The 14,341-nt window shown below is 30.8% G+C and carries 10 protein-coding genes; 5 read left to right on the top strand and 5 right to left on the bottom strand.

The genetic code is table 11. The annotated features are described in order from the left end of the window. Positions 1–872 (top strand): hypothetical protein (locus Q0C58_RS00540; protein WP_290696310.1); only part of this gene is annotated, 872 nt, incomplete at its 5' end. A 96-nt stretch (positions 873–968) separates the two neighbouring features. Here the strand turns inward: Q0C58_RS00540 and Q0C58_RS00535 are convergent. Further along, positions 969–3,371 (bottom strand): outer membrane beta-barrel family protein, encoded by a 2,403-nt coding sequence (locus Q0C58_RS00535; protein WP_290696308.1) that lies wholly within the window; start codon positions 3,369–3,371, stop codon positions 969–971. A 159-nt stretch (positions 3,372–3,530) separates the two neighbouring features. On the opposite strand from Q0C58_RS00535, the gene lepA reads away from it, so the two are divergent. Then, positions 3,531–5,327 carry a translation elongation factor 4 gene (lepA, locus tag Q0C58_RS00530; protein ID WP_290696306.1) on the top strand — a complete coding sequence of 599 codons (1,797 nt, stop codon included), beginning with the start codon at positions 3,531–3,533 and terminating at the stop codon, positions 5,325–5,327. A gap of 44 nt (positions 5,328–5,371) precedes the next feature. Here the strand turns inward: lepA and Q0C58_RS00525 are convergent, their stop codons facing one another. From Q0C58_RS00525 to Q0C58_RS00510, 4 genes are all read right to left on the bottom strand, one after another. Then, a complete protein-coding gene (locus Q0C58_RS00525; RefSeq protein WP_290696304.1) occupies positions 5,372–6,418 on the bottom strand; it encodes a glycosyltransferase family 9 protein in 1,047 nt (348 codons plus the stop codon). A 343-nt stretch (positions 6,419–6,761) separates the two neighbouring features. Beyond that, complete coding sequence (locus tag Q0C58_RS00520) at positions 6,762–7,280, bottom strand: hypothetical protein (RefSeq protein WP_290696302.1); 519 nt, start codon at positions 7,278–7,280, stop codon at positions 6,762–6,764. Then, the gene (locus Q0C58_RS00515; RefSeq protein ID WP_290696300.1) at positions 7,281–8,303 is read right to left on the bottom strand and encodes a DUF3137 domain-containing protein; all 1,023 of its coding nucleotides are present in this window, start codon (positions 8,301–8,303) and stop codon (positions 7,281–7,283) included. Positions 8,304–8,306: 3 nt separating this feature from the next. After that, positions 8,307–10,157 carry a sodium:proton antiporter gene (locus Q0C58_RS00510; protein ID WP_290696298.1) on the bottom strand — a complete coding sequence of 617 codons (1,851 nt, stop codon included), beginning with the start codon at positions 10,155–10,157 and terminating at the stop codon, positions 8,307–8,309. Between the two features lie 134 nt (positions 10,158–10,291). Here Q0C58_RS00510 and Q0C58_RS00505 point away from each other — a divergent pair, with 134 nt between their 5' ends. Genes Q0C58_RS00505 through Q0C58_RS00495 form a run of 3 tightly spaced genes read left to right on the top strand, consistent with a single transcriptional unit; the run spans position 10,292 to position 14,244 of the window. Continuing rightward, positions 10,292–11,140, top strand: coding sequence for a universal stress protein (locus Q0C58_RS00505; protein WP_290696296.1), 849 nt, complete (start codon positions 10,292–10,294; stop codon positions 11,138–11,140). Beyond that, positions 11,137–13,320 (top strand): SulP family inorganic anion transporter, encoded by a 2,184-nt coding sequence (locus Q0C58_RS00500; RefSeq protein WP_290696294.1) that lies wholly within the window; start codon positions 11,137–11,139, stop codon positions 13,318–13,320. The genes Q0C58_RS00505 and Q0C58_RS00500 overlap by 4 nt, the downstream gene beginning before the upstream one ends. A gap of 51 nt (positions 13,321–13,371) precedes the next feature. Continuing rightward, a complete protein-coding gene (locus Q0C58_RS00495) occupies positions 13,372–14,244 on the top strand; it encodes an MBL fold metallo-hydrolase (protein ID WP_290696292.1) in 873 nt (290 codons plus the stop codon). The last annotated feature ends 97 nt before the right edge of the window (positions 14,245–14,341 follow it).

Below are 14,341 nucleotides of genomic sequence, written 5' to 3'. Positions count from 1 at the left end.
AAAAATGGAATGTTAGCTGCGACCAGATGTTTTTAATGAATGCAGACGAGACTTTTAATGGTACAGTGCCACCAATGGTAAGCACAGGAAAAGGACGTACAACATGTTCTTACTTTATGCCAGATAACAAACATATTATTTATGCTTCTACACATTTAGCAGACGAAAATTGTCCTGATACGCCTTTGCGTAAAAACGGAAAGTATATTTGGCCAGTTTATGATACGTTCGATATTTTTGTTGCAGATTTAGAAGGAAATATTGTAAACCAATTAACAAACGAAAAAGGTTACGATGCTGAGCCAACCGTATCTCCAATAGGTGATAAAATTGTGTTTACTTCTACCAGAAGTGGTGATTTAGAATTATACACCATGAATCTTGATGGTAGTGATGTTAAGCAAATTACAGATGAGTTAGGTTACGATGGTGGTGCGTTTTTCTCTCCAGATGGAACTAAAATTATCTTTCGTTCTTCGAGACCAAAAACGGAAAAAGAAATTAAAGAGTATAAAGATTTATTAGCTGAAGGATTAGTTGAACCAACAGATATGGAACTATACATTTGCAATGCAGATGGTAGCGATTTGCGCCAATTAACCGATTTAGGAAATGCTAATTGGAGTCCGTTTTTTCATCCTTCTGGAAAGAAAATATTATTCTCTTCTAACTTTGAGGCTGAGCGTGGTTTTCCGTTTAATTTATACTTAATAGATATTGATGGTAAAAATCTTGAGCGTGTAACGCATGGTGAAACTTTTGATGCTTTTCCTGTGTTTTCTAACGATGGTAAAAAGCTTGCTTTTTCATCTAATAGAAATAATGGTGGTGGACGAGATACTAATTTGTTTATTGCTGAGTGGGTGGATTAAGAATTGATTATAAAAAGGAATATTATATAGGTTTTTAAACGCTTCTCGATACAATTTGCTCATGCTTCACAAATCACTCGAGGTGACGCGATTTTATTACTTCTCCAAACGATCACGTTCTTTTAGTTCCTTTGTTCTCTCATTAGTCTCTAAGGTAGTATTACCAAACTTGTAACTAAAACCTAGTTTTATGTAACGTTTGTCTTGGTCTGTAAAACTAAAACTGTCTTGAAGGTTATACCTATTAGTAATACCATAATCTTGTTGGTTAAAAATATCTGAAACCGCTAATGAAACTGTTGCTTTTTTATTAAGTAGTGTCTTTTTTATTGATAAATCTGAAAACAAAACCGCTTCAAAGGTTTGTAAACCATTAATATTTTTTCCAACTCTAGTCATTGCTAGATTTACAGACAAACTATTGTCTTTTAAAAACGAATAATCAGTACTAAAAATAGAATAATTATACCATCTACCTAAGTTAATTTCTGTATTATCTACTATTAAAGTTTCATCTGTATTTGATAAAGAATTTGCTAAATATAGAAACCACCTGTTTGATAAATTATAATAAAACTCAATATCTAATCCGTATTCGTTAGAGGTATTAATATTTGTTGGAGTAAACGCAATAATGTTGGTGTTATTATCTTGAATAGGTACTTCGTAAATAGCATCGGTATTTGCTTTATAGAATATCTCTACGGTTAAAAAATCGTACAATCCTGTCCCTAATAAATACTTATTTGTAAATGTTGGTAGTAAAAGTGGGTTTCCAGTAACCACTGTGTTATCGTTTAAAAAGAAATTAAACGGGTTTAATAATTGATAACTAGGTCTAGAAATACTGCGCTTATAATTAGTATAAATACTTGTGTTTTCTGATAGTTGATGACTTAGGTTTAACGTTGGGAATACCTCAAAATAATCTTGAGTGTTTATAATATTATCTGCCACAGATAGACCATCCACATTAGTTTGCTCTACTCTTAATCCGCCTGTAAAACTCCACTTATCCCAAGATTTATTATAACTTGCATAAGCTGCAAAAATGTCTTCGTTGTAGTCGTAAGCATTAGAGTTAGCAGTATTAAAATCTAAGGCTCCTGTGTTTTGGTTAACATCAAATTGTGAAATATTACTACTAGTCTCAATAATAGATGTTTTTAAACCCAAGGCAAGGTCAGAGCTTTCATTTAAAGGTAAAGTATAGTCTAATTGCGAAGTAAAAATTTCTGTATCTTGATTGCTGTCTGTTAAAAAAGCTGTACTAAAATTATTAACACTATTAGGTAAAAAATAATCACTATTTACACTTTGGTTTCTTTGGTAATCGTAATTTGTGTAGTGTATATTAGTTGCTAATTTTCCTTTGTTTTTAAATTTGTGTACAAAATCTAAATCGAAACCAATATTGTTTTTATCGTCTTGAGAATGATTTAGAGAGTTAAAATTAAAAAGTTCCTGGTTTGAGTTGTCTGTAACTAAAGTTTTACCATTAATTCTATAATCGAAATCTGGAACTAATAAAGCGTTAGATGAAAAACTTAAGGTACTACTATCATCTATAAAATAATCAAAATTTAAGTTAACATTATGTGTATTAGAAGTCGTGTTACGGTCGTTAATAGTTTGCCATCTTTGGTTTAAATTACCAGAGTTGTCTAAATAATTAACACGATCATAGTTCTCTCTATTAATTTTACTTTTTGTAAAACTGTAATTTAAATTCAAATTAATTTTTTTCGTTTTATAAAACTGATTAATACCTGTATTATATCTAGGAAAAACACCTTGTGTATAGTTACTAAAAACATTTCCACGATAACCAGTAATTAAATTTCTACTCATTACAATGTTTAAAACCGTACCACTTTCTGCATCATATTTTGCTGGTGGATTGGTAATAACTTCAACTTTTTTTATGGTGTTTGCAGGAGAGTTTTCTAAAAGTTGAGTGATTTCTCCAGCAGAAAGGTTTACTTTTTTATCATTTATATAAACCGATGGCGTACTATTTTTTACTGTAATGGCATCACCAAGAATTAAAACACCAGGTGTGCTTTTTAATACTTCTAAAATATTACCTTCACTTAAAGCTGAATTTGCAACATTAAAAACCAAACGGTCTGCTTGTTTTTTTAGGGTTGGTTTGGTTGCTGTTATTGTGACTTCGCCAAGAGTTTGAGAGTTCTCTTTTAAAACAATAGCTTTAAATGTTTTATTAGATGAAAGCTGAAATGTTTCAGTAAAAGCTTCAAATCCAATATAAGAAACTTTTAAAGTATAAGTATTTGTTTCAAAATTATCAAAACTAAAGCTTCCGTTTTCTAAGGAGGTTGTACCTGTAATTATGGTTTCTTCATTGTCAAAAAGAAGTACATTTGCATAAGGAATAGCATTATTCTGCTCATCTACAATGACACCAGAAATGGTGAATTGCTGTGCTATAATTTCCGAAGAAAAAAGAAAAATAATGAGGGATAAAACGTGTTTCATGTATATTATTAACTAATAAGCAAGATAATAACTTTTTTTTAGTTTTTATTACGGTAAAAACCGTAAATTTTAGCTGTTTGTATTCTAAATAAAAACTAAAAAAACCGCCAATAAATGCCTTATATTTGCACTCTCTTTATTATTTAGGGCCTACAGACTATGAAGCACATTAGAAATTTTTGCATTATTGCACATATTGACCACGGAAAAAGTACACTTGCCGATCGTTTACTCGATGCTACAGGCTCTGTAACTGCTCGTGAACAACAAGCGCAACTTTTAGATAGTATGGATTTGGAACGCGAACGTGGTATTACCATTAAGTCGCATGCTATCCAAATGGAATACACTTACGAAGGACAAGAGTATGTTTTAAATTTAATAGATACGCCTGGTCATGTAGATTTTTCTTACGAAGTGTCTCGTTCTATTGCAGCTTGTGAAGGCGCTTTGTTAATTGTAGATGCTGCACAAAGTATTCAAGCTCAAACGATTTCAAATTTATATTTAGCACTTGAAAATGATTTAGAAATTATTCCAGTGCTTAATAAAGTCGATTTGCCTAGTGCAAACCCAGAAGAAGTAACAGATGATATTGTAGATCTTTTAGGTTGTGAAGCAGAAGAAGTTATTCATGCCAGCGGAAAAACTGGTTTTGGTGTAGAAAATATTTTAGAAGCTATTATTAAGCGTGTTCCTGCTCCAAAAGGAGATCCAGAAGCACCTTTACAAGCTTTAATTTTCGATTCGGTTTATAATACTTTTAGAGGTATTGAAACTTATTTTAGAGTTTTTAATGGTGAAATTAAAAAGGGACAAAAAATTAAATTTGTCGCTACAGGTAACGACTATTTTGCAGACGAAGTTGGTACTTTAAAACTGACTCAAGTCGCTAAAAAAAGTGTAAAAGCTGGTGATGTTGGGTATTTAATTACAGGAATTAAAACGGCTAAGGAAGTAAAAGTAGGTGATACTATTACAGATTTTGCCAATCCAACTACAAATATTGTAGATGGTTTTGAAGATGTAAAACCAATGGTTTTTGCTGGTATTTATCCAGTTGACACAGAAGATTACGAAGAGCTTAGAAACTCTATGGAAAAGCTTCAGTTAAACGATGCTTCTTTAGTGTTTCAACCAGAAAGCTCTGCGGCTTTAGGTTTTGGTTTCCGTTGTGGTTTCCTTGGAATGCTTCACATGGAAATTATACAAGAGCGTTTAGAACGTGAGTTTGATATGACGGTTATTACTACTGTACCAAACGTATCATACTACGCCTTCACAAATAAAGATCCAGAAACACCTTTTATAGTAAACAACCCAAGTGATTTACCAGATCCAACAATGATTAATCGTGTTGAAGAACCGTTTATTAAGGCTACAATAATTACAAAGTCGGATTTTGTTGGTAACGTTATGAGTTTGTGTATAGAGAAACGTGGTATGATTACGCATCAAACCTATTTAACACCTGTTCGTGTTGAATTAACTTTCGAAATGCCTTTAGCAGAAATTGTTTTCGATTTTTACGATAGACTTAAAACAGTTTCTAAAGGCTACGCTTCTTTTGATTACTCACCAATTGGAATGAAAGCATCAAAATTAGTGCGTTTAGATGTCTTATTAAATTCTCAACCTGTCGATGCTCTTTCTGCATTAATTCATGCAGATAATGCACATAATATTGGTAAAAAAATGACTGCGAAGTTAAAGGAATTAATTCCGCGTCAACAATTCGATATCCCAATTCAAGCAGCAATTGGAGCTAAAATTATAGCTAGAGAAACTGTAAAAGCAGTACGTAAAGATGTAACTGCAAAATGTTATGGTGGAGATATTTCGCGTAAGCGTAAACTTTTAGAAAAACAGAAAAAAGGTAAAAAACGTATGCGTCAAGTTGGTAATGTAGAAATACCTCAACAAGCGTTTATGGCTGTTTTAAAGTTGAATGATTAAAAGACTCTTGCATTTACAAGAATAAATATTTATGGTATTTAGTATTATAACTTTCTTTCTATAGTTAGCATATAATCTTCCACTGTACCTGTTTTAGTGTCTATAAAACCATTTTTATTGCCATAAGGCGTGTATTTATGCGTTGGAGTTACAGAAAACAAACCTATTGTTGTTGTTTTTGTAGCGGCTGCCAAATGCATAACGCCTCCATCACCTCCAATAAATAACGCTGCATTTGCAATAACTGCTGCAATTTCTCTAATGTCTTTACTATAATAAGAACCTGCTTTAAAATCTATTTGAGACACATTTTCTACAGGTAAAACTTCTAAAAAATTATAGGTCTCTCCAAATTTTTCTGTTAGTGCTCCGTAAAAAGAACTCCACCATTTTTTTGAATAACATTTATTTCCTGTAGCAAACGTAAAGAGTAAAATTGTTTTTTTAGATGTATTAGTGATCAAATTATCTAAAATGTTTTTCCCATTTAAAATTTCACTTTCAGTAAGTTTTAAATCTAGAACAGGAACAGCAACTGTACTAATTGGATAACCAATTTGCTGTAAATAATATCTTAATAAATACACATTATTTTTAGCCATGTGATAATAATCTTCTTCATTATCTTCTGCTTCTTTTTCTAGTGTGCCAAAAACTTTATATTTAGCATTAGACAAATAAGTTAAAATTCTTCCAGATGATGATTTTTTATCTCCACTTACTACCAAATCGTACTTTTTTATTTTAACCGAAAAAAATATTTTTAAATATTTAAACAACTCTTTAAAAGGTTTTCTTGGTAATATAATTATCTCATTTACATTTTTATATTCTTGGAAAACAGGCTTAGCTACTCCACCTTTAACAATAAGGTCTATTGTACAATCCGGAAAAGTTGTTGTTAATTCTTGAAGTAAAGGCGTGATTAAAAGCATATTACCAAGTCTTTGATTGGGACGGCAAATTAAAACCTTAGTTATTTTGGTTTTTTTTGTTCCTTTTACCTTTTTTTTAAAATGAGATTTACCAATGTCATGCGTGAGCTTTGGCATTAATTTTTGTCTAAAAGAATCAAATTTAGATAAGGACATCTTTTTAAAAATATAAAACAGTTATGTTAAAATAATAAAGAAAGTGAAATATAGTAATAATTTAAACACATTTTGACCGCTCTCAATTTATTGGTGTTAAAATCTAAAATTAGCGTTTACAAAAACGCAACTTAAACAATTACCTAAACAACAAATAAAGTGAGTAAATTAAAATGTAATTAACTAACCCATAAATTACTAGAGCCAATCTAAACGGAAACTTAACAACAGTAAAAGCAACAGATGTTGTTTTTTCGCTGCCTTTATTTATTTTATCTAATTTGGTATTATCTTTTAACACAATATGGTCTTCATTATCTAAATTAACCTCAACGTCTAGAGGCTATTTTATAATCGTTTTTTTAAAAATAAGATCTATTAAAAAAGTTAATGGTAAAGCAAAAAAACTAATACGTTTTTTTAGTACTTTTTTTAAAGACGGCCTAATAACATACATGGCTACTCCTTTAAAAACATCTGAAAACATAGCCTTTAATGGTAGGTTTTCTTGGCGCTGTTGCTTTATTAAGCCTGCATCTTTATAAACATGTTTAGAAGTTTCTAAAGTTATTTTAAACACTTTATCTATATCATTTTTTATGGTGCTAAATAGTCTCACAATTGAAAATAATAATAGTGATGGAATAGAGATAATAAAAGCTAAAAACCAATACACAATACTTAGAAATGTATTGTCTATAAAAAAACATATTACTGTTAACAACAGCCATAAAACAACCAAATTAGTAACTAAAACCTTACTTATATATACAGGAAAAAAGATTGCATTTGCAATAGTTTCTGTAACCTCATCTACTTGGTATTTAGAATAATCTATTCTTAAACTATTTGTGTTACTCATTTAATTTATTTTAGATATAATAGTATTGATATAGTTTATGTCCTCTAAAAAAGAATCGAAAAAAGAGATGCCTTTTATTTTATTATAAATATTTACTTTAAATAAATCTGTCTTTCTAGGTATAAACAGGTATAACTCTTGGTTAACAGCAGTTACAGTAGGTAAGCTTTTCTCTTGAGTGTGGATTGCTTTAATTAGGTCTATTCTTTTTTGGGTTAATACTGTGTTTATTTCATTTTTATTAGAACTATAAATAGAATAATTTGTGTTAATAAATGAATCTGAAACAGCTATTGGTTCTTGAGCAAAAGCAGAGGTTAAAGCCTTACTATCACTCTCTTTTTTTGGTAGTAGTATTGACTTTCCAAAAAAATGAATAGGTAGTGATGCTTTTATAAAAAGGCCTTTGTGTATTATAACTTTCTTTTTTATAACTCCTAAAAACGGAAGTTCTTCTTCGTGAGCATAATCTGCAAATAGATTTCTTACTATAAATATTGGAAATAATACAATTGAAAATAAACAGCCTCCAATTGTTTTTGAGTAGTCCACTACTTCGTTAAAAATCTCAATATCATTTGCTATAAACTCAGTATTATTAATAGTACCATTAATATAGTCGTCTCCTTCAATATGGATTTTACTATTAAAAAAAGACTGATTAAACAAAAGGCTTTCCTTAATAATTTCTCTGTTTATTGCCGACGAATAATAAGTAACCGTTGGATTTAGTTCTTTGTAAATATCTGGTAAAATTCTTTTTTTTAAATTATCTCTATATACCAAAAGTGGGTTATTAATAATTTCTAAAAGAATATAAGCAACTCCACAAATTATTAAGTAAAATAGTATTGGTGGGAAAATTACACACGCTATACCTAAAATAAAACAACCAGCTCTTAATATCGCTTTTAATGGCGCTATTACTATTTTATAAAACTTAGCCCATAAAAAAACAGCTTTGCGTTTTCTTTCTAATTTCTTAGCTTTCTTGGTAAGTAATTCTTTAAGCTTACTATCCATTGATTATACTTCTTCGTTAGCAACCTCTTCAACATCAAAAGGTTTTCCTAAATACACTAAGTGCCAGTTTTCACCTACTGCTTCGATGTCTTTATTGTAAGATGAAATAATTTGGATTTCGGAAGCTTCATTTTTAAGAAATAATGGAATAATCTCTTTATCATTATTAGATAGCTCTATTAAGCTTTCATAATGCGACTTATCTTTTAACTCAATTTCTTGAATACTTGGAAATTTTCTAGTAAGATTAGTAAGTGTTGTGTAGTCATCTGTATGAGAGAATAAACCTTCTTTTGGATTGTTATTACTATCTCTCATTTCATCTACAGATACTAGTCTAAACGAACCGTTTTCACCAAACTGCTTACTAAACTTATTAATAGCGTATTTATTAATGTCGTTACTTCCTGTTAAGGCCATTAAATAACCAACATCGTTTAGTTCTATATTATCCATTAAAGTGTCTGAATAAATGTTAGTATTTATTGCTTCTAGACCGAGTTCTTTGGCTTTATCAATATTACCTTGATTACTATCTATTAACACCACATGTCTTCCATTAGATTCTAAATAGTGTCCAATTAAACGAGACACTTTAGAGGCGCCAACTATTAAAATACCGTCAGATTTAGTTAAAAACACACCTACTATTTTGGCAAAAAATCGTGCTGTTGTAGCATTTAATAATACCGTTCCTAAAACAATCATAAACACCAAAGGCGTTATATATTCTGCTCCTGGAACACCTTCTTTAGCTAGTTTTAAACCAAATAAAGAAGCAATACCTGCTGCTACAATTCCTCGAGGTCCAACCCAACTAATAAAAATTTTCTCTTTAAGTTTTAATGTTGATCCATGTGTACTTAAGAAAACACCTATTGGACGAATAATAAAAACAACAGCAGCAAAAAGCACAGCTGTTTTCCAACTGTAAATTAAGTACAATTCTTCCATGTTAATATTAGCTGCTAAGAGAATAAATAAGATAGAGATTAATAGAATACTCAAGGACTCTTTAAAATAAAGAAGTTCTTTTAAATAAGGAGAATTTGAGTTTCCTAAAACCATTCCCATAACCACAACTGCTAGTAAACCAGATTCGTGTGCAAAAGTATCAGACAATACAAAAACACCTAAAACTGCTGCAAGAGCAAATACATTTAATAGGTAGTGTGGTACTAATTTTTTATTAATAATAAAATTCATAGCATGTGCAAAAGTGAACCCAAAAGTCGCGCCAAACAACACAATTTTTCCAAACTCTATTAAAGCTGTTTTTGTAAATTCTCCACCTCCATCTACACTTATAAACTCGAAAACCAATACGGCAACTAATGCTCCAATTGGATCAATTAATATGCCTTCCCATTTTAATACTGTAGATATGTCTTTTTTTAGCGGAATGTTTCTTAAAATAGGCGTAATTACTGTTGGTCCAGTAACAATAATAAGCCCAGAAAATAAAAATGAAATCTCCCAACTCAAGTCAAAACTAAAATGTGCAGCAACAGCAGCGCCAAAAAATGTAACTATAGAGCCTAAAGAAATTAACTTTGTTATAACTGGTCCTACATTTTTTATTTCGCTCATTTTAAGTGTTAATCCGCCTTCAAAAAGTATAATACTAATGGCTAAAGACACAAAATAAAATAAACTTTCTCCTGGAAATAGCCCTTCTTCTCCATTCCATATAGGTTCAATCCATTTAGTACCATCTTCACTTAAAAACTCTGCAGCAATTGGACCAACTAATAGCCCAATAAGTATTAAGGGTAAAATAGCTGGAATTTTAAACTTCCATGCAACCCATTGTGCCAATATTCCTAATATTATAATGCCTCCTAATTCTACCATATTAATAATGTTATTACAAAAAATTAAAGTTAATTACAATTAAAGCATTTTTCACATACTATTAACAATTCTTAAAGACTTGTTTTGTAATATCAAAAAATACTATCTTCACTTTTTTTAGAAATTTTTTATAAGTGATTCAAAAACCGTTTAAAACCATAGGTATAGGTATTGCCTTTTCTCCAAATCTTAAAGCAAATCTTTATGAGGCTTCGCGATTAGCGTTGTTTTTTGAATGTAAATTAGTTTTAATTCATGTTGGAAACGAGTCTGAAGACAAAACAGAAACCTTAGAAAAAATTTTAAACACGTTTAAAAAAGACCATTTAGAATATGAGGTGATTTTTAAACCTGGAGATCCAGTTGATGTAATTTTAAGTGCTTCTGAAGAAAAAAAAGTAGATTTATTAATTATTGGTGCAGCAAAAAGAGAAAAATTATTTACCTATTATGTTGGTTCTATTGCACGAAAAATTACTAGAAAAGCCAAATGCTCTTTACTTTTACTAATCAATCCGTCGATAGAGCGTTTACCTTGTCAGCATATTGTTGTTAACGGCTTAGAAGACCCAAAAACAGAGCAAACAATAGAAACTGCTTTTTATATTGGTTTAAAATTAAAAGCCGAAAAACTAACCATTGTTGAAGAAATTAAACAAAACGAGATCACTGTTAATGTTGATGATGATAAATCACTTAGAAAAACACAAATTGTAAAAGAACGTCTTAGAAACCGTGAACGTTCGAGAATAAACCACGTAATAGAGCATATTCCTGAAGCATTTACTCAAAATATAGTTGTAAAATCTCAGCCAATTTTTGGAACTCAAGGTTATTCTATTGGACATTACGCTCAAATTGCAAGAGCCGATTTATTAGTAATGAATGCACCAACAAAAATGACCTTTTGGGATCGCTTATTCCCACACGATATCGAGCATATTTTAACTGAATTACCAACCGATGTTTTAATTATTCAATGAGCCAAAAAAAGAATAACATAAAAACATTTTTTCAAACATTACCAAAAAACATTTTTTCTGGTTTTGTAGTAAGTCTTATTGCTTTACCTCTAGGTTTAGGTTTAGCAATGGCTAGTGAGGCACCTCCAATTGCAGGTGTAATTGCTGCTGTTGTTGGTGGTGTTTTAGTTTCTATTTTAGGTGGAAGTAATGTTACCATTGCTGGACCTGGAAATGGTTTAGTTGGTGTTCTTCTAGCTGTAATTGGAACTCTAGGTATAGAAAGTGCCTATGCTGCTATTATTTGCTCTGGTGCGTTACTATTAATTTTAGGCTTTTTAAGACTTGGTAAATTAGCAGACTTTTTTCCATCCTCTGCAATACAAGGTATGCTAGCAGCAATTGGTCTTATTATTCTTGGGAAACAGTTTCATATCATGATGGGAAACCGTATTACTACAGACAATATTTCTTATCTGTTAGAAATTCCAAACACAATAATTTCTGCTTTTAGTTATAATAATCAAGGCTTAACTTTTGCTATGTTAGCAGGTGTTATTAGCCTAATAATTATGTTGTTTTATTCTAAAATTAGAAATAAGTACTTACAACTTATTCCAGCTCCAATGTGGATAGTACTACTCTCAATAGGGTTTAGTTATTATTTTGAACTTGTACTTAAACAACCCAACCCAATTGCGGCTGATTATATGATTTCTGGAATACCTGCTTTTGATCAAATTATTTCAGAGTTACCAACCGTAAGTTTTAGTAAAATTGGATCTCTCTCTTTTTGGTTAGGTGTTGTTTCTTTAACATTAATTGCAAGTATAGAATCTTTATTAAGTATAAAAGCAGTCGATAAACTTGATCCAGAAAAAAGAAGAAGTAATGTTAATCGAGATTTAAAAGCGCTTGGTTTGGCAACTGTTGGTAGTGGGTTTTTAGGAGGCTTAAATGTTGTAACGGTTATTGCAAGAAGTTCTGTAAATGTTAATAATGGTGGTACTAATAGGTCTTCAAACTTTTTTCATGCTACTTTTTTAATTATTTTTATTGCGCTTTTTAGCACACAGTTAACTAGAATTCCTTTACCTGCTTTAATGGCTATTTTAGTATATACAGGTTATAAATTAGCCTCTCCAGAAAACATAAAGAAAATTTTTAGAATAGGTAAAGAGCAACTTATTATCTTTTTTGTAACCTTATTAGTGACGCTAACCATTGGACTTATACAAGGTATTTTATCTGGTGTTATTATCACTTTTGTGCTTCATATTATTATTAATAAAAGCTTTTCTCTTTTTGCAAGAAACTTAATGAAGCCAAACGTTTTAATGTTTCAAGAAGACCGTAATTATTATGTAAGTGTGAAGCATTTTTGCAGCTTTTTAAATTTCTATAAATTAAAATCTAAAATTGATGCTGTTCCAGAAACCGAAGATGTAATTGTGGATTTTTCGTTATGTAAATTTGTGGATCATACAGTAATGGAAAACCTTAATAATTATCAAGAGTTGTTTACAAAAAGAGGTGGTCATTTTGAAGTGCTTGGGCTCGATTTGCACGACACAGATTCTAAACACCCATTTGCATTACGTCGCTTATTACCTGTTCCTAATGTTATTAAAAACAGTTTAACGCGTCGTCAAACCACAATCGAGGAATTAGCAAAAGATTATCAATTAAATTACGTGCAGAAAAAAGAAAGAGAGACCCATTTTTTGGATAGTTTTCTGTTTTTTAGAACAAAAAAAATTAATTATATCTACAACCAATTAGCAACCGAAAACGAAACAATAAATGCTTTCGATATCGAGTTTTCCGAAGGTGAATTTATAGCTAAAGAAGTTATTCGTTCGACGATGCTTCATATAAAACTACATAAAAGCATTCCAGAATTTACTTTAGATCGTGAAGGCTTTTTAGAAAAAGTATATGCTTTTGCTGGCTTTAAAGACATTCCTATTAAAAACCATACAGATTTCTCTAAAAGGTTCTATTTACTTGGAGAAGACACTAACGCTATTCAGGAGTTTTTTACAGATGAAATCACTCATTTCTTTGAAAGCAACCCATATTATCATGTAGAATCTAATGGTCACGATTTACTAATTTTTGGTCGTGAACGTCTAGCAAGTATAAAAGAAATAAAGGCACTTTACGACTTTGGAAAACGCTTACAGCAGGTGGTTTCTTAATAAAAACTTAACATTTACCTACTATTACATAGTTTTTCATAATTTGCAACTATGAATTTATATCCTATAAACGCTGGAAATTTTAAGCTAGATGGTGGTGCTATGTTTGGTGTTGTGCCAAAATCACTATGGACGCGAACCAATCCTGCAGATAGTAATAACATGATAGATATTGCTGCACGTTGTTTATTAATAGAAGATGGTAATCGTCTTATACTAATAGACACAGGAATGGGTAACAAGCAAAGCGAAAAGTTTTATGGCTACTACCATCTTTGGGGAGACGATACTATAGATACTTCTCTAGCAAAATATGGTTTTCATCGCGATGATATTACAGATGTTTTTATGACGCATCTTCACTTCGACCACTGTGGAGGATCTATTCAATATAACAAAGACAGAACACTTTTAGAACCTGCTTTTAAAAATGCGCATTTTTGGAGTAATCAAAAACATTGGCAATGGGCAACACAACCTAATCGTCGAGAGGTGGCTTCATTTTTAAAAGAGAATATAATGCCAATGGAAGAGAGTGGACATTTAAAGTTTACAGAACTTCCTAAAAATAATTCTGAAGACATTCTAAAAAACTCAGCCTTAGGCTTTGATATTTTTTTTGCTAATGGACATACCGAAAAGCAAATGATACCAATGATTAACTATAAAGGTAAAACTATTTGCTTTATGGCAGATTTATTACCAACCGTTGGTCACCTTCCAATTCCTTTTGTAATGGGCTACGACACAAGGCCTTTATTGACATTAGACGAAAAAGAAAAATTCCTAAATTTAGCCGCAGACAATAATTATTACTTATTTTTGGAACACGATGCACATAATGAGTTAATTACTGTGCAACAAACAGAAAAAGGAGTGCGCTTAAAAGACACTTTTTCAAGCAAAGACATTTTTAATCTATAATATAACAACTAAACATTTATAACATGAAACTAATAAATAAAACACTTTTGTTTTCGGTATTTTCAGCAGCAATATTATCTAGCTGTGGTGGTGGTGC

Source organism: Lacinutrix sp. (genome assembly GCF_023299985.1).
GTDB lineage: Bacteria > Bacteroidota > Bacteroidia > Flavobacteriales > Flavobacteriaceae > Lacinutrix.
Note: the sequence above shows the minus strand (reverse complement) of the source record. Positions and strands in the feature narration are given on the sequence as shown.